This is a genomic window from Thiohalobacter thiocyanaticus, from assembly GCF_002356355.1.
GTDB lineage: Bacteria > Pseudomonadota > Gammaproteobacteria > Thiohalobacterales > Thiohalobacteraceae > Thiohalobacter > Thiohalobacter thiocyanaticus_A.
In genome coordinates this window covers 1627515-1645239 of sequence record NZ_AP018052.1, presented here as the reverse complement: position 1 = coordinate 1645239, position 17725 = coordinate 1627515, and the positions used below count along the sequence as shown (strand labels likewise).

Annotated in this window: 17 protein-coding genes; 2 read left to right on the top strand and 15 right to left on the bottom strand. The window is 65.7% G+C overall.

All coding sequences use genetic code 11. The features are described from left to right. Positions 1-3: 3 nt before the first annotated feature. From CFK21_RS07620 to CFK21_RS07570, 11 genes are all read right to left on the bottom strand, one after another. Positions 4-1221, bottom strand: a complete 1218-nt coding sequence (locus CFK21_RS07620; RefSeq protein WP_096366103.1) for an O-succinylhomoserine sulfhydrylase — start codon at positions 1219-1221, stop codon at positions 4-6. A gap of 246 nt (positions 1222-1467) precedes the next feature. Next, positions 1468-2982 (bottom strand): amidophosphoribosyltransferase, encoded by a 1515-nt coding sequence (gene purF, locus CFK21_RS07615; protein ID WP_096366102.1) that lies wholly within the window; start codon positions 2980-2982, stop codon positions 1468-1470. Positions 2983-2996: 14 nt separating this feature from the next. Beyond that, positions 2997-3488: a CvpA family protein gene (locus CFK21_RS07610; protein WP_369801184.1), complete on the bottom strand. Its 492-nt coding sequence runs from the start codon at positions 3486-3488 to the stop codon at positions 2997-2999. Between the two features lie 97 nt (positions 3489-3585). Then, entirely contained in the window at positions 3586-4206 is a 621-nt protein-coding gene (locus tag CFK21_RS07605) for an SPOR domain-containing protein (protein ID WP_096366101.1), read from the bottom strand. Between the two features lie 3 nt (positions 4207-4209). Next, complete coding sequence (folC, locus tag CFK21_RS07600; RefSeq protein WP_096366100.1) at positions 4210-5487, bottom strand: bifunctional tetrahydrofolate synthase/dihydrofolate synthase; 1278 nt, start codon at positions 5485-5487, stop codon at positions 4210-4212. Between the two features lie 177 nt (positions 5488-5664). Next, on the bottom strand, positions 5665-6525 hold the full coding sequence (gene accD / locus CFK21_RS07595; protein WP_096366099.1) for an acetyl-CoA carboxylase, carboxyltransferase subunit beta: 861 nt from the start codon (positions 6523-6525) through the stop codon (positions 5665-5667). Between the two features lie 74 nt (positions 6526-6599). Beyond that, a complete protein-coding gene (gene trpA, locus CFK21_RS07590; protein ID WP_096366098.1) occupies positions 6600-7427 on the bottom strand; it encodes a tryptophan synthase subunit alpha in 828 nt (275 codons plus the stop codon). After that, positions 7424-8632 carry a tryptophan synthase subunit beta gene (gene trpB / locus CFK21_RS07585; RefSeq protein ID WP_096366097.1) on the bottom strand — a complete coding sequence of 403 codons (1209 nt, stop codon included), beginning with the start codon at positions 8630-8632 and terminating at the stop codon, positions 7424-7426. The genes trpA and trpB overlap by 4 nt, the downstream gene beginning before the upstream one ends. A gap of 4 nt (positions 8633-8636) precedes the next feature. Further along, on the bottom strand, positions 8637-9263 hold the full coding sequence (locus CFK21_RS07580; protein ID WP_096366096.1) for a phosphoribosylanthranilate isomerase: 627 nt from the start codon (positions 9261-9263) through the stop codon (positions 8637-8639). A gap of 112 nt (positions 9264-9375) precedes the next feature. Continuing rightward, positions 9376-10155, bottom strand: a complete 780-nt coding sequence (gene truA / locus CFK21_RS07575; protein ID WP_172844275.1) for a tRNA pseudouridine(38-40) synthase TruA — start codon at positions 10153-10155, stop codon at positions 9376-9378. 133 nt (positions 10156-10288) lie between these two features. Continuing rightward, complete coding sequence (locus CFK21_RS07570) at positions 10289-10999, bottom strand: hypothetical protein (protein WP_157745504.1); 711 nt, start codon at positions 10997-10999, stop codon at positions 10289-10291. Positions 11000-11107: 108 nt separating this feature from the next. Here CFK21_RS07570 and CFK21_RS07565 point away from each other — a divergent pair, with 108 nt between their 5' ends. Both CFK21_RS07565 and CFK21_RS07560 read left to right on the top strand, forming a co-directional pair. Then, the gene (locus CFK21_RS07565; protein ID WP_096366094.1) at positions 11108-11869 is read left to right on the top strand and encodes a class I SAM-dependent methyltransferase; all 762 of its coding nucleotides are present in this window, start codon (positions 11108-11110) and stop codon (positions 11867-11869) included. Positions 11870-11874: 5 nt separating this feature from the next. Next, complete coding sequence (locus CFK21_RS07560; protein ID WP_096366093.1) at positions 11875-12267, top strand: hypothetical protein; 393 nt, start codon at positions 11875-11877, stop codon at positions 12265-12267. 113 nt (positions 12268-12380) lie between these two features. Here CFK21_RS07560 and CFK21_RS07555 read toward each other — a convergent pair whose 3' ends face one another. The 4 genes from CFK21_RS07555 to leuB form a co-directional block, all read right to left on the bottom strand. After that, positions 12381-12593: a hypothetical protein gene (locus tag CFK21_RS07555; protein WP_096366092.1), complete on the bottom strand. Its 213-nt coding sequence runs from the start codon at positions 12591-12593 to the stop codon at positions 12381-12383. 188 nt (positions 12594-12781) lie between these two features. Further along, positions 12782-15283 carry a FimV/HubP family polar landmark protein gene (locus tag CFK21_RS07550; RefSeq protein WP_172844274.1) on the bottom strand — a complete coding sequence of 834 codons (2502 nt, stop codon included), beginning with the start codon at positions 15281-15283 and terminating at the stop codon, positions 12782-12784. Positions 15284-15408: 125 nt separating this feature from the next. After that, positions 15409-16431 (bottom strand): aspartate-semialdehyde dehydrogenase, encoded by a 1023-nt coding sequence (locus CFK21_RS07545; RefSeq protein ID WP_096366090.1) that lies wholly within the window; start codon positions 16429-16431, stop codon positions 15409-15411. 144 nt (positions 16432-16575) lie between these two features. Further along, positions 16576-17652: a 3-isopropylmalate dehydrogenase gene (leuB, locus tag CFK21_RS07540; protein WP_096366089.1), complete on the bottom strand. Its 1077-nt coding sequence runs from the start codon at positions 17650-17652 to the stop codon at positions 16576-16578. Between the last annotated feature and the right edge of the window lie 73 nt (positions 17653-17725).

The window sequence follows — 17725 nt, the reverse complement described above, 5'->3', positions numbered from 1 at the left end:
ATCCTACCCGGCCACTGCATCCAGCCCGCGGGCCAGATCGGCCTGGATGTCGGCGATCTCCTCCAGCCCCACTGCCACCCGGATCAGACCGTCGCCGATGCCGGCGTCATGCCGCGCCTCGGGGGTGAGACGGCCGTGGGTGGTGGTCGCCGGATGGGTGATGGTGGACTTGGTGTCGCCCAGGTTGGCGGTGATGGACAGCAACTCGGTGGCATCGATCACCTGCCAGGCCGCCTCGCGACCACCCTTCACATCGAAGCTCACGATGCCGCCGAAGTCCTGCTGCTGCGCGCGCGCCAGCGCGTGCTGGGGATGGGATTCCAACCCCGGATAGTAGACCCGTTCGATGGCCGGATGTGTCTCCAGCCAGCGCGCCAACTCAGCGGCATTGGCGCAGTGGGCCTGCATCCTCACCTTGAGCGTCTCCAGCCCCTTCAGGAACACCCAGGCGTTGAACGGGCTCATGGTCGGCCCGGCGGTGCGCAGAAACCCGAACACCTCCTGCCCCACCCGCTCGGCATCGCCCACCACGGCACCGCCGATGCAGCGACCCTGACCATCCAGGTACTTGGTGGCCGAATGAATGACGATGTCCGCGCCCTGATCGAGCGGGCGCTGCAGAATGGGCGTGCAGAAGCAGTTGTCCACTACCAGCAGGCAATCATGGGCATGGGCGATGTCGGCCAGCGCACGCACGTCCCCCAGTTCAGTGAGCGGGTTGGAGGGCGTCTCCAGAAACAGCATCCGGGTCTCGGGCCGGATGGCGGCCTCCCAGGCGGCGTTGTCCGAGAGTTCGACATAGCTCGTCTCGATGCCGCAGCGGGCCAGATAATTGTTGAACAACACCGTGGTGGTGCCGAAGATGCTGCGCGAGGAGACGATGTGATCGCCGGCCCGCAGCAGACCGAGACAAGTGGCCAGGATGGCCGCCATGCCCGAGGCCGTCGCCACACAGGCCTCCCCGCCCTCCATGGCCGCCAGCCGATCCTGGAAGGTGCGCACCGTGGGATTGGTGAAACGCGAGTAGATGTTGCCCGGCTCCTCCCCGGCGAAGCGGGCCGCGGCCTCGCGGGCGCTGCCGAAGACGTAGCTGGAGGTCGGAAAGATGGCTTCGGCATGCTCGCCCTCCGGCGTGCGCACCTGGCCGGCACGCACCGCCAGTGTGGCCAGGCCGTAATCCCTGTCCTTATCCTTATCCTTGTCGTTGTCATTATTGTTCATGGGCGTGCCCTGCAAGATCACATCCGTAGGTCGGGTTAGCGCAGCGTAACCCGACATATGTCTGCGTCGGGTTACGCCCTATCGGGCTAACCCGACCTACGCGCTTACTCAAGCCAGATAACGCTCGTCATTGCGAGGAACGAAGTGACGTGGCAATCTCCAACCGGTTGATTCTGCTGTACGAGATTGCCACGCTTCGCTCGCAATGATGACCTAGCAAGCGTCATTCCGTACTGTCCCCGCATTTCAACTGGTATTGCGCATTTCGATCACCTCGGCGTCATCGGCGTCGCGGCGTTCCTGCTTGGCCATGTCATTGCGCCGGCACTGCAGGTTCTCCAGGTACTCCGGGGTGACATCGCCGGTGACATACTCACCATTGAACACCGAGCAGTCGAACCGCGTCAGCCGTGGGTTGGTCTTGTTCACGGCCCGGATCAGGTCGTCCAGGTCCTGGAACACCAGCCGGTCGGCGCCGATCTCGCGCGCGACTTCCTCGTCGCTGCGGCCGTGAGCAACCAGCTCGTCAACCGTCGGCATGTCGATGCCATAGACGTTGGGAAAGCGCACCGCCGGTGAGGCCGAGGCGAAATAGACCTTGTTGGCGCCGGCTTCGCGCGCCATCTGGATGATCTGCTTGGAGGTGGTGCCGCGCACGATGGAGTCGTCCACCAGCAGCACGTTCTTGCCCTTGAACTCCAGCTCGATGGCATTGAGCTTCTGACGCACGGATTTCCTGCGCTGTTGCTGCCCCGGCATGATGAAGGTGCGGCCGATGTAGCGGTTCTTGATGAAGCCCTCGCGGTATTTCACCCCCAGGGTGTTGGCCATGTTCAGCGCCGAGGTGCGACTGGTATCCGGAATCGGGATGACCACGTCGATGTCATGATCGGTCCATTCACGCTGGATCTTGGCCGCCAGCCTGTCGCCCATGCGCAGCCGCGCCTTGTAGACAGAGACGTCGTCGATGATGGAGTCGGGCCGGGCCAGATAGACATACTCGAAGATGCAGGTGGCATAGTCGGTCTTCTCGGCGCACTGGCGGGTGAACAGCTGTCCATCCAGGGTGATGAACACGGCCTCGCCGGGCGCGACGTCGGCGATGACCTCGTAGCCGAGCACGTCCAGGGCCACGCTCTCCGAGGCGACCATGTACTCCACGCCCCGCTCGGTTTCGCGCTTGCCGTAGACCAGCGGGCGGATACCGTAGGGGTCGCGGAAGGCCACCACGCCGTAGCCGGTGATCATGGCCACGGCGGCATAGGCGCCCCTGCAGCGGCGGTGCACGCCGCGCACGGCCTCGAATACGTCGTTCTCGTCGATCTTCAGCCGCCCCTGGCTGTGCAGTTCGTGGGCGAAGACGTTGAGCAGGATCTCGGAGTCCGAGTCGGTGTTGATGTGGCGCAGGTCGTCCTCGAACAGATAGCGCTTGAGTTGTTCGGCATTGGTCAGATTGCCGTTGTGCGCCAGGCTGATGCCATAGGGCGAGTTGACATAGAAGGGCTGGGCCTCGGCACTGGACTCGCAGCCAGCCGTCGGATAGCGCACATGGCCGATGCCCATGTTGCCGAGCAGACGCAGCATGTGGCGGGTATGAAACACGTCGCGGACCAGACCGTTGTCCTTGCGCAGGTACAGCCGATGGTCATCACAGGTCATGATGCCGGCTGCGTCCTGGCCCCGGTGCTGCAGCACCGTGAGCCCGTCATAGAGGGCCTGGTTCACCCGTTCCCGGGCGACGATACCGATGATTCCACACATGTGACGCTCTCACCTCAGAACTGAATGTTGTCGGCGATGTCCGGCGGCAGGAACTGTCGCAGCCACAGGGCCAGGGTCTCGGCATGCGGCATCAGTACCGAGTCGTTCCACCAGGGATCCTGCGGCAGCATGGTCAGCCCACCCAGCAGCACCAGCACGGCGACGATCACCACGCCGCGCACCACGCCGAACACGACGCCGAGCATGCGGTCGGTGCCGGACAGGCCGGTCTTCTTCACCAGCTGGCTGACCAGGTAGCTGACCAGCGCGCCCAGCAGCAGCACGATCACCAGCAGGGCGACGAAGGCCAGGGCATGGCGGATGGAAGGCGTATCCACCCAGCGCGTCAGCCAGCCGGAGAACTCGGGGGCAAAGGCCAGCGCGATCCAGATGGCGGCCACCCACACGGCCAGCGACATGGCCTCTCTGACAAAGCCGCGCCACAGGCTGATGCCGGCCGACACGGCGACCACCACCAGCATGACCACATCCACCCAGGTCAGCACCGGCTGTCACCCCGCCTCAGGCAAATACCGGATTGTGCCGGGCGGCGGGACCGCCGGCGCTCAGGAACCGCTGTTCGCATCCGCGCATTCTAGCAAATCAGGGGTATTCTGCGACCAGTCCTTTCAGATCAAAGACCTTGGCAATTTCGCCCTGGAGTTTCTCGGCGGCGGGGCGCTCCGACACCGGGCCGACCCGCACCCGCCAGGTGGTACCCGCACCGGTACTGGCCGACTCGACAAAGGCCTTGTACCCCCTGGCCTGCAGTTGATCCCGCAGCCGTTCGGCATTGGCCTGCTGACTGAAACTGGCCACCTGCACCACCCAGCCGCTGGCCGGCGTCGATGCGGCGGCGGACGACGGGGCCGGCGACGGCTCGGCCGCAGGCGCGGGTTCGGGCGCTGGCTCGGGTTCGGGCGCTGGCTCGGGTTCAGGCGTCGGCTCAGGTTCCGGCTCGACCGGTGCGGGCGCAGCGGTCTCGGGCAGGGGCGCCTCCGGGACCTCGGCTGCTGCGGACGCGGAATCGGATTCGGCCGGCGGCGGCGGCAGCACCAGCGGCTCCAGCCGGTCCTTGACCTTGTATTCCGGTGCCGGCGGCAGATTACTGCCGATCGGCCCCATGCCGTCATCCGGTCCTTCCAGGATCATCGGGATGAAGATGGCCGCCAGCGCCACGATGACCGCCGCGCCCACCAGACGCTGTTTGAGTTTTTCATCCATGCCTTACCCCTTCAATGATTCAAGCAGCTTCAGTACCTCCCCCACGGTCAGGAAGGAACCGAATACCAGGATCCGGTCGTCCGGCCGGCTGTCGGCCCGCGCCGCGTGCCAGGCTGCAGCCACGTCATCATAGCCGGCGGCCGCCGCGTCGGCCTCCACCAGCAGCGGCAGTACACTGTCGGCGTGACGGGCCCGTGACCCGGACAGACTGCCAACATACCAGCAATCCACCCCCGGCAACAAAGGCGCAAGCACGCTGCGTACATCCTTGTCCGCGAGTCCGGCATAGACCGCCCGGGTACGGCCTGCGGCCGGATGCACCGCCAGCCAGTCCGCCAGCGCCGCTGCGGCCTCGGCGTTATGCGCCACGTCCAGCACCAGCTCGATGCCGTCCTGCGTCAGGTGCTGGCAGCGGCCGGCCAGTACGGCCGTAGCCAGCCCCCCGGCAATGGCCGCACGCGCTACCGGCAGTCGCGACTGCAGGCATTCCACGGCCATGAGCGCGGCAGCGGCATTGTGCAGCTGCACGCCCCCGCCCAGCGCCGGCAGCGGCAGTTCCTGCCAGGTGCACTGCAGCGACCACCAATCCCAGTAACCGTCGCGGGAGCGGCGGCTGCCGAAGGCCCGGTCCAGGGCATACCAGTGAGCACCACGCTCGGCCGCGGCCGCGGCCAGATCGGCTGGCGGGTCGGGGTCGCCGCAGATCGCAGGACGGCCAACGCGGAAAATGCCGGCCTTCTCGCGTGCGATCAGGTCGCGTGTCTCGCCCAGCCAGTCCATGTGATCCAGACCGATGGAGGTGACGACAGCGACATCGGCGTCCAGGATATTGACCGCATCCAGGCGCCCGCCGAGGCCGACTTCCAGCAGCGTGACATCGACCTGTGCCCGCGCGAACAGCCACAGCGCGGCCAGGGTGCCGAACTCGAAATAGGTCAGGCTGATGTCGCCACGCGCCGCATCGACGGCCGCGAACGCGGCCATGATGTCGGCATCCGCGGCCTCGCATTGTTCAATGCGGATACGTTCGTTGTAGCGGATCAGGTGAGGCGAGGTATAGAGCCCGGTGCGATAACCGGCGTGACTGTAGATGGCCTCGAGATATGCCAGCGTCGAGCCCTTGCCGTTGGTCCCGCCCACGGTAACCACCGGACATGCCGGTTGCAGCAGGTCCAGGCGATCGGCCACGGCGCGCACCCGGTCGAGTCCGAGTTCGATCTCGCGGGGGTGCAGGGTCTCCTGCCAGCGCAGCCAGTCGGCGAGGGAGTCGAAGCGCGTCACTGCGGTGCCTGGCCCCGGAGGGTGGGGTACCCGTAATGGAGCTCTGGGGGCTGGCTTGAGCGCAGCGCGGCAATCTCGTAACACCGCCTCATCCGTTGCGGGATTGCCACGTCGCTACGCGCCTCGCAATGACGTAAGACTTTCATTCAGGGGTGGAAGCGGCTGATGCAGGAGATTCTAGGATGCACTGCGATGCATAAAGATGGCCAGTAACCGGGCGACCCTGTCGCGCATCTCGCGCCGGTCAACGATCATGTCGATCGCCCCATGCTCCAGCAGGAATTCGCTGCGCTGAAAGCCTTCCGGCAGGGTCTCGCGCACGGTCTGCTCGATCACGCGCGGGCCGGCGAAGCCGATCAGCGCATTGGGTTCGGCAATGTGCACGTCGCCCAGCATGGCCAGGCTGGCGGACACGCCGCCCATGGTCGGGTCGGTCAGCACCGAGATGAAGGGCAGTCCGGCCTGCCGCATGCGTCCCAGCGCGGCACTGGTCTTGGCCATCTGCATCAGTGAGAACAGTGCCTCCTGCATGCGGGCGCCGCCGCTGGCGGAGAAGCACACCAGCGGCAGTTCGTTGTCCAGGCAGTGGTTCACGGCGCGCACGAAGCGCTCGCCCACCACCGAACCCATGGAACCGCCCATGAAGGCGAAGTCGAAGGCGCTGGCGACCAACGGCAGCCCCTGCACCTGACCCTGCATGACGATCAGCGCATCGGACTCACCAGTGGATTTCTGCGCCTGGTTGAGCCGATCGCGGTACTTCTTGCTGTCACGGAATTTCAGGATATCGACGGGTTCGATGCCGGCAAACAACTCCTCGCGCCCGGCCTCGTCCAGGAAGGTCTGCAGCCGGCGGCGGGCACGGATGCGCATGTGATGGCCGCACTTGGGGCAGACCTCCAGGTTGCGCTCCAGCTCGGCACGGTAGATCACCGAACTGCAGGCGTCACACTTGGTCCACAGCCCTTCCGGCACGGTACGCTTGTTACCGCCTTCGGTGCGGATGCGCGTGGGCATCAGTTTCTCGAACCAGCTCATGTATAACTCTCGATATCCAGTTGTCAGAGGTGCGGACGGCGCCCGGGACCGGCGGGGTCACGCAATCCCCGGCTTCACGAGACGGCAGCAGCCGGCTGCGTAGCGTCCATGGCAGCGCGCATGGCGCGCAGTTCTTCGGCCACCTTCTCCCTGATGACCTCGGGATGCCCGCTCGCCTCGGCGATGTGGCGCACCAGCGCACTGCCGACGATTACGGCATCCGCGGCCCGACTCACCCGTGCGGCCGATTCGGCATCGCGGATGCCGAAACCCACCCCGATGGGCAGCGCTGCGATGGATTTGAGATGGCCGACCTTCTCGGCCACCGCGTCCACGTCCAGCCGGGTGGCACCGGTCACGCCCTTGAACGAGACATAGTACAGAAAACCGCTGGCCTGCTCGGCGATGCGCGCCACGCGCGCATCGGTGGTGGTGGGCGAGAGCAGGAAGATGGGATCGATGCCATGGCCCTTGAGTTCGCCGGCCAGTTCCCCCGCCTCCTCCGGCGGCAGATCCACGGTCAGCACCCCGTCCACCCCCGCCTGCTGCGCGGCGGCGGCGAAGCCGGCGTAGCCCATGGCCTCGATGGGATTGAGATAGCCCATCAGCAGCACCGGGGTCTCGTCGTTGTCACGGCGGAACCCGGCCACCATTTCCAGTACCCGGCGCAGGCTCACATGATGCTTCAACGCCCGCTCGCAGGCGGCCTGAATGACCGGCCCGTCGGCCATGGGGTCGGAAAAGGGGACGCCCAGTTCGATGATGTCGGCGCCGGCCTCGACCATGGCATGCATCAACGGCACGGTGCTGTCGGGGTCGGGGTCACCGGCGGTGATATAGGGGATCAGCGCCTTCCTGCCGGTCTGGCGCAACGCCTCGAAGCGGCCCTCGATGCGGCTCATACCTCGATCCCCTCGTGCGCCGCGACGGTGTGTATGTCCTTGTCACCGCGCCCGGACAGATTGACGATGATGATCTGGTCCTGCGCCATGGTCGGCGCCAGCTTGGTGGCATAGGCCAGGGCATGACTGGATTCCAGCGCCGGGATGATGCCTTCCATGCGGGTCAGATCGTGGAAGCCCTGCAGCGCCTCGCTGTCGGTGACGGCCACATAACGGGCACGGCCGCTGTCCTTGAGCCAGGCATGCTCGGGGCCCACACCGGGGTAGTCCAGGCCGGCGGAGATGGAATGGGTTTCGGTGATCAGGCCGTCGTTGTCTTCCATCAGGTAGGTGCGGTTGCCGTGCAGCACGCCCGGACGGCCGGCGCACAGGGGCGCGGCATGGCGACCGGAGTCTAAGCCGTCGCCGCCGCCCTCGACCCCGTACAGGGCCACGTCCCTGTCATCGAGGAAGGGATGGAACAGCCCGATGGCGTTGGAGCCGCCGCCGACGCAGGCGATCAGGGCATCCGGCAGCCGGCCGGCCTGCGCCTGGATCTGTTGGCGCGCCTCACGGCCGATCACGGCCTGGAAGTCGCGCACCATGGCCGGATAGGGATGCGGCCCGGCGACGGTGCCGATGATATAGAAGGTGTTGTCGACATTGGTGACCCAGTCGCGCATGGCCTCGTTGAGTGCATCCTTGAGGGTCTTCGAGCCGGATTCCACGCCCACCACCTCGGCACCCAGCAGGCGCATGCGGTAGACGTTGCTGGACTGGCGCTTCATGTCCTCGGCGCCCATGTAGATGACGCATTCCATGCCCAGCCGCGCGGCGACGGTGGCGGTGGCCACGCCGTGCTGGCCGGCGCCGGTCTCGCCGATGATGCGGGTCTTGCCCATGTGGCGGGCCAGCAGGGCCTGGCCGACGGTGTTGTTGATCTTGTGCGCGCCGGTGTGGTTGAGATCCTCGCGCTTGAGGTAGATCTGCGCCCCGCCCAGGTGCCGGCTCCAGCGCTCGGCGTGATACAGCGGCGAGGGCCGGCCGACATAGTAATGCAGGTCGCGGTCCAGTTCGGCCTGGAAATCGGGATCGCTCTTCAGCGTTTCGTAGGCCTGGCGCAACTCCTCGATGGGCTCCATCAGGGTCTCGGCAACGAAGCGCCCGCCATAGGGCCCGAAGTGCCCGTTGGCATCGGGCAGGTCGGTGAAGTGCAGCGGCGCCATGGCCTCAGTCGGTGTTGACACGGTTGACTCCTTGGATGAAGGCGGCGATCTTCGCCGGATCTTTGATCCCCTTGTCCTGCTCCACGCCGCTGCTGACATCCACGGCATAGGGACGGGTGCTGCGCACGGCCTGCTCCACATTGCCGGCATCCAGCCCCCCGGCCAGGATCAGCGGTCGCGGCCGCTCGGGCGGAATGCGGGCCCAGTCGAAGCGCTCGCCGCTGCCGCCCGGCACGGCCGGGTGCCAGGCATCCAGCAGAATGCCGGCGGCCCCGCGCCAGGCCTGCATCGCCGCAGCCACATCCATCTCCGGGTGCATGCGCAGGGCCTTGATGTAGGGATGCCCCAGGCCATCACAGAACTCCGGCGTTTCGTCGCCGTGGAACTGCAGCAGGTCCAGCGGCAGTGCCTCGAGGTGTGCACGCACCGTCTCGGCAGCGGCATCCACGAACAACCCCACCTTGCACACGAATGGCGGCAGCGCCGCGATGACAGCCCGGGCCTGCTCGATGTCAACCGCGCGCGGGCTGCGCTCATAGAACACCAGCCCGATGGCATCGGCGCCGGCGGCCGCAGCGGCCACACCGTCGTCGGACCGGGTGATACCGCAGATTTTAACGCGCACGCGCATGCACAGGCTACCGGATTCTCGCTGGGGTGAAACCCGCAATCCTGTCACAACTGCAGGGGAATTGCAGCTTTTTGCAGCCCGCAGGCACGAAAGCATTCAGATGTGGGTCGGATCAGCCTATGTCCGGCAGCACCGCCTCCCCGGGCAGAGCGAACTCCGATGGATATGCCACCTTGACGAAATACAACCCACCGGCCGGCGCCGTGATGCCGCTGCGCGAGCGGTCGCGGCCGGCCAGCAGTCCGGCCAGCCAGTCCACCGGCTGCTCGCCCCGACCCACCGCAATCAGGCTGCCGGCGATGTTGCGCACCATATGGTGCAGGAAGGCATTGGCCTCGATGTCGAGCAGGATCAGGTCGCCCCGGCGCTGCAACTCCAGCCGGTGCAGGGTACGCACCGGGTGTCTGGCCTGGCAGGCCAGGGCCCGGAAGGCGGAGAAATCGTGCTCGCCCAGCAGCGGACGGGCGGCGGCCTGCATGGCCTCGACATCCAATGGACGATGCTCCCAGCACACCCGCTTACGCAGCAGGGCCGGGCGATGACCGCGGTTGAGGATGAGGTAGCGGTACTGGCGTGCCGTGGCCCTGAACCGGGCGTGGAAATCCTCGCTGATCGGCCGCACCCAGGTGATCGCGACCTCCGGCGGCAGATTGGAATTACCGCCCAGCAGCCAGGAGCGCATACTGCGCCCGGCATGGGTATCGAAGTGCACGACCTGGGCAGTGGCATGCACACCGGTGTCGGTACGCCCGGCACAGACCACGCTCACCGGATGATCCGCCACCTTCGACAGGGCCTGTTCCAGCGCGGCCTGTACGCTGGGGGCGTGGCTCTGGCGCTGCCAGCCGTTGAAGGCGCTGCCGTCGTATTCGATGCCCAGGGCGATGCGCATCAGGGTTTCTCTCCACGGCAGCGACGGGAACGCGGAGAACGCAAAGGCGCAGAGACACAGAGAAGTCCCTGTGGCGCTGTCTGCGAACCGGGGCGGGAAAATGCAACCAGAGGCTTGAGGGCGCTCATGCCATTCATTCCACTCCGACCCACCAGGGCATGAGCATGACCAGCGCGATCCCGGCCGGCCAGGCCCATTCCCACCAGGCCGGGCGCGCCTGCACCGGGATCTCCAGCGCCACCGGCGGGTCATTTTCCGCCGCCTTCAGCACCCGCTGCCACAGACCCGGCAGCGCCGCGGCGAAGGCACGCCACTGGCGCAGAGGCGGCAGTTCCGCCTGCCATGTCCGGATCAGCTCCTGCGCCTGCGGCACCCGCTGCAGGGTGAGCACGATGCGCACATTCAGCCGGCGGGCATCCAGCCCGAGGCGCTGCAGCGGCCGGGTGAGCCAGGCCAGCCCGGTCAACAGCTGTTCCCGCGGCGTCGTGGTGAGCAGCAGATAGACCGCCAGCACCATCCCCAGCAGAATCACCGCCCGCACCCCACCTGCGGCCAGTCCCTGCCAACTCGGCGACAAGGTCCCCAGTACCGGGATCAGCGCCTCACCCGGTGTGAGCCAGCCGTAGACGAACACCAGTGCGAGCAGCAGCCAGCGCAGCCGTCGCAGCGCCTGTCCGGCCCCGGGGATGCGCAGCGAACCGCGCGCCGGCCAGGACAGCAGCACGAACGCCGCCAGGCCGGCCAGACCCAGCAGCAGCGCCGGCCCGCGGGCATGCGCCAGCCCGGCAGCGAATGCCAGCAACGACAGAATACGGATGGCAGGGGACGGGGAGGCGATGGACATGAAGGAATTCTACCCGCACCGACCCTCCCTGGGCCATTATTCCCCCAGGTTGATTTCCAGCCGCAGGATCGGGAAGATCACGCTATTCCGAAGCAACTGAGACGAAGCATGAGCCAGTCGAAGATCAAGACCGACGAGAAGAAACAGCATTTTGACGATATCTACGTTGCCGAGACCCCCGTTCCCTTCAAGGAGCGCATTCTGGATGCGCTGGACTATATCTCGGACGACTTCAACCGCCGGATGTTCGACCGTCTGATCCTGCCCTGGGTGCAGGAAAAGGCCGGCCGCGGCGAGACGGTGCGCTATGTCGACCTGTGCGCCTGCTTCGGCAACACCACCATGGCCACCGTCTACGGCATGGACTACGAGGCCATCCGCCACAACTGGCGTGACACCGACGCCTGCCGGAGGATCGAGGCCGAGCGCCGCTTCCCGGCCCATACCACCGGCATCGACATCTCCGGCAACGCCATGGCCTACGGCCAGAGTTGCGGCCTGTTCGACGACACCGTGGTCGCCGATCTCAACGCCCCTTCCGCCGAGGCGAAACAGGCGGTGGATGCGGCGATGGAAAACGCCGACGTGGTGATCTCCACCGCCTCGCTGGTCTATCTCGAAACCGATGTCATCAAGGCGCTGATCGACGCCTTCGCCCGCGCTCCGCGTGAGGGCTACATGCTGGTCAACTTCCTCAATCCCTTCAGCCTGGACAAGGCGGACGAGACCAAGCGCCTGTTGCTGGAGCGCCTGGAGTTCGTCGGCAGCATGGCCACCCGCCACCGCCGCATGTCGCCGCTGGAGCAGGAGAACTACCCCGGTGAGGAGTGGTCGCTGCTGGAGATCTGGGTCCTGCGTCGCAGGCCCTGAGACCGATGACCGCCGGCAGAGAAGTCCTCTATTCCATTATCGAGTCGCCGGCGCACCCGGACTTCTCGCAGCTGTATCGCCGTCTCGGGATCGCGCAGATAAAGCTCAATTCCCAGCGCAAGGCGATCAACGAACTGAAGAAGAACCCGCCCGACTGGGTCGTGGCGGAGTTCTTCTACGGCTACGGCAACAACTACGCAGGCGTCAATGTCTGCAACCTGGATGTCTTTCTGTACAGCCTGCAGAAATATGCTCCGGAGGCGAAAGTGATCGTACTGGTGGAAAAGCCGGAGGCGCAGTATGTACCGCGGCTGGCCGAACTGTTTACGCTGCATGCGGTGCTGACATTGCCGGTGGAGGAAAAAGACATGCAGGCCGCACTCGATACATTCTCATAGGTTGTCAGGTCATACGCGGCATCGGGATGCACGCCAGCCAAAGCCGACAGCCACTGATCCCGGCATGAAAAACCCGGCCGGGGCCGGGTTTGGAAATCGGCAAACAAAGCCCGTCAGTTTTCGGTGGCTTCTTCCACCTTGTCGCCGGCCTCTTCCATGGCATCGCCCATTTCCTCGCCGGCTTCCTTGAGCTTTTCAGTGGTGGCTTCCATGGACTCGTCGATCTTCTCACCGGCCTGTTCCGCCGGACCCTGGCTCTCGCCGCAGCCGGCCAGGCTCAGGCCGAGGGCGATCATCAGCACGCTGAGCATATTCTTACTGTTCATGGGTGACTCTCCTTGTTTATTCATTTATGGGGTGAAGCGCGCAGAGTTTCGTAGCTGTTGCCGGGGAATGCAAGGGGCGGCATCACAATTTCCGCTCCGCCGCCGGTGCAGTCCGGCTGCAGAGGCTGGAAAAGAACAAAGCCCGGCGGGTGCCGGGCTTTGCTATCTACAGTGACCCGCCGTCGGCGTCAGACGACTTCCTTCATCAGTGTCTCCGCCTCGGACTTCTGGGCCTGGTTGCCCTCTTCCATAACTTCTTCCAGGATGCTGCGTGCACCTTCCGGATCGCCCATCTCGATATAGGCACGGGCAAGGTCGAGCTTGGTGGAGACCTCATCGCCGGCCTGCAGTTCACCCTCGCCGACTTCGACTTCCTCCTCGGCTTCACCGACCGGCGCGGCCGCCTCGTCAGTCTCGCTGAGATCGAACTCAAGCATGTTTTCGTCATCGTCGGCCAGACCCGGCACCTTCTCCTCGGCAGGTTCGACTCCTTCCGTTTCAGCCCTGTCTCCGGGAGCGAAGCTCTCCAACTCGCCCAGATCGAAATCGAGCGAGTTGTCCTCCTCGGCTCCCGCCTCGGATTCGGCAGTGGCCGTCCCGGCTTCGTCCAGGCCGGTATCGCTCGTGTCCATACCACCGAGGTCGGTCAGTTCCGGCTCGGCTGGCGCGGGCGCCTCGACCGCACCGCCGCCTGCCAGATACAGGCTGTTGCCGGGGTTGAGTTCGCGTCCCATCTCCACCACCCGCTGCCAGGCGGGATCCTCCTGGTTCTCCAACCGGGCCAGCAAGGCCTCGGCCTCGGTATCGAAGGCACTCTGGTTCCGGGCGGCATGGAAGACTTCCAGCAGCTTGAGCCGGTAGTCGGCGTTGTCGGGATCGTTGTCCAGCGCACCCCGGATCAGTTCCTCGGCCTGCTGGTAGCGGCCGTAGGCAAGGTAGACGTCCGCCTCGGCGATGGGATCGGCCTCGGCCTCGTTCTGCAGGGTACCCATATCGCTGACGGAAAAATCCGTGAACAGCGAGGAGTCAGACTGCGGCCCCCCGGAGGCCGCCGGCGCCGGCGCCTCTTCCTGCGGCTCGGCCGCCGCCGCCTCGGCTCCGCCGGCAGCGGCACCGACGGCAGTCGCCGCGGATGCACTTCCCGCGCCGCCCTTATCCCCGGGCTCGGCCAGAATGCTTTCCTTGAACTCGGTTGTGGCCATGCGGCGCTTGCGTGCCCCGAGCCAGGCCAGGATCAACAGCAGCAGGGCAACGGCACCGGCGCCGGCCTGCCACAGAGGATTGGTCAGGAAACGGCTGAGCAGGCCTTCTTCGGCCGGGGCCGGGGCGGGCTGGCGGATATCCTCCTGCAGGGCGGGCGGCGCGGGTTCGGCCTGGGCCTCCGGTGCCGCGTCAGCCGGCGCGGGTTCCACCGGCTCGGTCCCGGCGACCAGTTCATCCGGCGCCGCGGCAGCCGCGGTTTCATCCGTCATCTGTTCCTGCGCAGGCACGGGGGATTCCTCTCCCGCGTCAGCGGCAACTGCCTCTTCGCCGGCCAGCGAGCCCTGCATCCGGGCCAGTTCGTCATCACTGAGCTGGACCAGACGATGCAATTGGGCGATCTGCTGCTCCAGGTCGGCCAGCCGCTCATTGAGGTCCTGGTTCTGCTGACGCTGAGCTTCGAGTTCCTCCACGGCCAGTGCCAGTTCCGTACGCACCTGCTCCACTTCGGTGCCCGCGCCTGCCTCGCCCCCGGCACCGTCGGCAGCGGCGGCGGCATCGGCTGCATCGGGAGTGACCAGCTTGAGTTGGGCATCAGCGCCTGCGGTCGCGGCCGGGCCGGCCTCGTCGGCGGACACCGCCGGCTCCGCTGTTTCCGCGGCCGGTGCCTCGCGCTCGACCTTGCCGACGGCCGGTGCGGCGGCTGTCTCGTCACTGCGACCCTCGCGCCACAGCCGGTGATGCCGGCTGACCTCGGTCCGGGCCTCGGCCTGGCTGATGGAGGTAAACTCCTCCCGCGACGGTACGCGCAGAACATGTCCGGCCTTGAGACTGTTGACGTTGCCGTGCTGGAAAGCCTCCGGGTTGGCACGCACCAGGCCGAGCATGGTCTGCTGCATGCTCACCCCGGCATCGGGACGTACCTTCTCGGCGATGTTCCACAAAGTGTCGTTGCGCTGCACCGGTCCGTACTCGGAACCGGTGAAGATCGCTTCCCGGCGGCCTGAGTCGGCAGGCCGGGAAGGCGCCGGCGCCGGGACGGCCTGGCGGGCAGTGGTCGGCGCGGTGGCTGCCGGCGCCGGGGCCTCGGCGGGCATAAGTGCGGGCGGATCGATCAGCATGGTGTACTCGCGCACCAGCTGTCCGCTGGCCCAACTGGCCTGCACCATGAAATCGAGGTAGGGCTCGCGCACCGGCTCCTGACTGGTGACCTTGATCACGGCGGTGCCGTCGGGCCGGGTGGTGACAGCGAACTTCAGCCGGGTGTGCAGGTAGATGCGTTCGACCCCGGCCTGTGCATAGGCCTCGGGCGAAGCCAGCCGGACCTTGAGTTGATCGACCTCCTCCGGCGTGGCCGACAACAGGGTGATCTCGGCGTCCAGAGGCTGATGCAGGGCGGAGTTTAGCTTGATTTCACCCAGTCCCAGGGCGTAGGCATGACTGGCGAAGGCGCCCAGCATGGCCGTGACTAAGGCCGTTTTCCTAACCATTTTGCTTCCTCTCATGTGCCCGAGGACCCGTCCTGTGCTGGATCCCGTCGTTTTGGTGTTTGTGGAGAAATATCCTGCAACTAGTCGTTCTTTCTCGGAATTTCTTGAGTCCGCCCCACTATAGCCTAGAGGTGGTCTCTGACCAACAACTCCGCGATCTGGATGCTGTTCAGGGCGGCACCCTTGCGCACATTATCGGCGACCACCCACAAATCTAAACCGCGCGGATGCGAGATATCCTCACGGATACGCCCGACATAGACCGGGTCGTGATTGGCCCCTTCAGTGACCGCGGTGGGATAACCGCCGTCGGTGTGTTCGTCCAGCACCACGATGCCCGGCGCCTTGCCCAGCAGTTCGCGGGCCCGGGCGGCGGTGAGCTTGTCGCGGGTCTCGATGTGCACCGCCTCGGAGTGGCCATAGAAGACCGGCACCCGCACCGCGGTGGGATTCACCTGGATGTTCTCATCGCCCATGATTTTGCGGGTCTCCCACACCATCTTCATCTCTTCCTTGGTGTAGCCGTTGTCCATGAAGGCATCGATGTGCGGCAGGCAGTTGAAGGCGATCTGCTTGGGATAGACCCTGGCCTCGATGTCCTTGCCGTTGAGCAGCTGCGCGGTCTGGGTCGCCAGTTCCTCGATCGCCTCCTTGCCGGTGCCGGAGACGGCCTGGTAGGTGGCGACATTGATGCGCTCGATACGGGCGGCGTCATGCAGGGGCTTGAGCGCGACCAGCATCTGTATGGTGGAGCAATTGGGATTGGCGATGATGCCGCGATTGGTATAACCGGCCACGGCTTCGGGATTCACCTCGGGCACCACCAGCGGGATGTCGTCGTCATAGCGGAACTGGGAGGTGTTGTCGACCACCACACAGCCGGCGGCCGCCGCCTTGGGCGCATACTCCTTCGACACCGAGGCGCCGGGCGAGAACAGGCCGATCTGCACCTGCGAGAAATCGAACTCCGCCAGGTCCTGCACGGTGAGGTGCTTGTCGCCGAACCGCACCTTGCTGCCGGCCGAGCGGCTGCTGGCCAGGGCATACACCTCACCCACCGGGAACTTGCGCTCGGCCAGGATCTCCAGCATCACCTCGCCCACGGCACCGGTGGCACCGACGACAGCGACATCGAATGTCTTGCTCATGTTCTGACTCCTAAAAATACCTGATAGCCACGGAATACACGGAAAGCACGGAAAAATGTTTTTGTTCTCCGGCGCCGCGCGCAGCGCGTGCGCCGGCAAACAATCGTCCGTGTTTTCCGTGTATTCCGTGGCTATTGTTTGTATTCAATTCAACTCCGCAACCACGGCATCGCCCATCTCGGCCGTGCCCACCTGCTGCTTGCCGTCCTGTATGATGTCGGCGGTGCGCAGGCCCTGGTCCAGCACCCGGCCCACGGCGGTCTCGATGGCATCAGCCAGATCGCCCCGGTCCAGGCTGAAGCGCAGCATCATGGCCACCGACAGGATGGTCGCCAGCGGATTGGCGATATTCTGACCGGCGATATCCGGCGCCGAACCGTGGATCGGCTCGTACATGCCCTGGCCCTGCTCGTTGAGCGAGGCCGAGGGCAGCATGCCGATGGAACCGGTCAGCATGGCCGCCTCATCGGAGAGGATATCGCCGAACATGTTGGTGGTGACGATGACGTCGAACTGCTTGGGCGCCCGCACCAGCTGCATGGCGGCATTGTCGACATACATGTGGGAGAGTTCAATGTCGGGCCGGCCGGCAGCCTCCGCCGTCACCACTTCACGCCACAATTCTGTGCACTCGAGCACATTGGCCTTGTCCACGGAACAGACCCGGCCGGCACGTTTGGCGGCGATATCGAAGGCCACCCGGGCGATGCGCCGGATCTCGGACTCGGAATAGACCAGGGTATTGAAGCCCTCGCGCTCGCCGTTCTCCAGTTCACGCACGCCGCGCGGCTGGCCGAAGTAGATGCCGCCGGTCAGCTCGCGCACGATCATGATGTCCAGTCCGGCGACCACCTCGGGCCTGAGGCTGGAGGCCTCGGCCAGCTGGGGATACAGGATGGCCGGGCGCAGGTTGGCGAACAGTCCCAGCCCGGCGCGCAGCCCCAGCAGGCCCTTCTCCGGGCGCAGGGCGATCTCCAGCGGCTCCCACCTGGGCCCGCCGACCGCGCCCAGCAGGATGGCGTCGGCGGCTTTCGCCCTGTCCAGGGTCGCATCGGGCAGCGGCGTGCCGGCGGCCTCATAGGCCGCGCCGCCGACCAGCCCTTCCTCGATCTCAAGTTCCAGCCCGGCGGCGGTCCTGAGATGGTCGATGACCTTCATCGCCTCGGCGACGATCTCCGGGCCGATGCCGTCGCCCGGCAGTACCAGCAGTTTCTTCATGATCTATTTCCTGTGTTGGCCACGTTCGTAATGGCCACGGAAAACACGGAAAGCACGGACAGAGATTTTGTTCTCC

Bases quoted from the DNA above. Each gene is read 5' to 3' on its own strand.
- CFK21_RS07565 (WP_096366094.1), top strand. From the start codon at position 11,108: ATGAGCCAGTCGAAGATCAAGACCGACGAGAAGAAACAGCATTTTGAC.
- purF (WP_096366102.1), bottom strand. From the start codon at position 2,982: ATGTGTGGAATCATCGGTATCGTCGCCCGGGAACGGGTGAACCAGGCC.
- CFK21_RS07550 (WP_172844274.1), bottom strand. From the start codon at position 15,283: ATGGTTAGGAAAACGGCCTTAGTCACGGCCATGCTGGGCGCCTTCGCC.
- trpB (WP_096366097.1), bottom strand. From the start codon at position 8,632: ATGGCGCCGCTGCACTTCACCGACCTGCCCGATGCCAACGGGCACTTC.
- CFK21_RS07570 (WP_157745504.1), bottom strand. From the start codon at position 10,999: ATGTCCATCGCCTCCCCGTCCCCTGCCATCCGTATTCTGTCGTTGCTG.
- truA (WP_172844275.1), bottom strand. From the start codon at position 10,155: ATGCGCATCGCCCTGGGCATCGAATACGACGGCAGCGCCTTCAACGGC.
- trpA (WP_096366098.1), bottom strand. From the start codon at position 7,427: ATGAGCCGCATCGAGGGCCGCTTCGAGGCGTTGCGCCAGACCGGCAGG.
- CFK21_RS07555 (WP_096366092.1), bottom strand. From the start codon at position 12,593: ATGAACAGTAAGAATATGCTCAGCGTGCTGATGATCGCCCTCGGCCTG.
- CFK21_RS07620 (WP_096366103.1), bottom strand. From the start codon at position 1,221: ATGAACAATAATGACAACGACAAGGATAAGGATAAGGACAGGGATTAC.
- CFK21_RS07560 (WP_096366093.1), top strand. From the start codon at position 11,875: ATGACCGCCGGCAGAGAAGTCCTCTATTCCATTATCGAGTCGCCGGCG.
- CFK21_RS07545 (WP_096366090.1), bottom strand. From the start codon at position 16,431: ATGAGCAAGACATTCGATGTCGCTGTCGTCGGTGCCACCGGTGCCGTG.
- accD (WP_096366099.1), bottom strand. From the start codon at position 6,525: ATGAGCTGGTTCGAGAAACTGATGCCCACGCGCATCCGCACCGAAGGC.
- CFK21_RS07605 (WP_096366101.1), bottom strand. From the start codon at position 4,206: ATGGATGAAAAACTCAAACAGCGTCTGGTGGGCGCGGCGGTCATCGTG.
- CFK21_RS07580 (WP_096366096.1), bottom strand. From the start codon at position 9,263: ATGCGCGTGCGCGTTAAAATCTGCGGTATCACCCGGTCCGACGACGGT.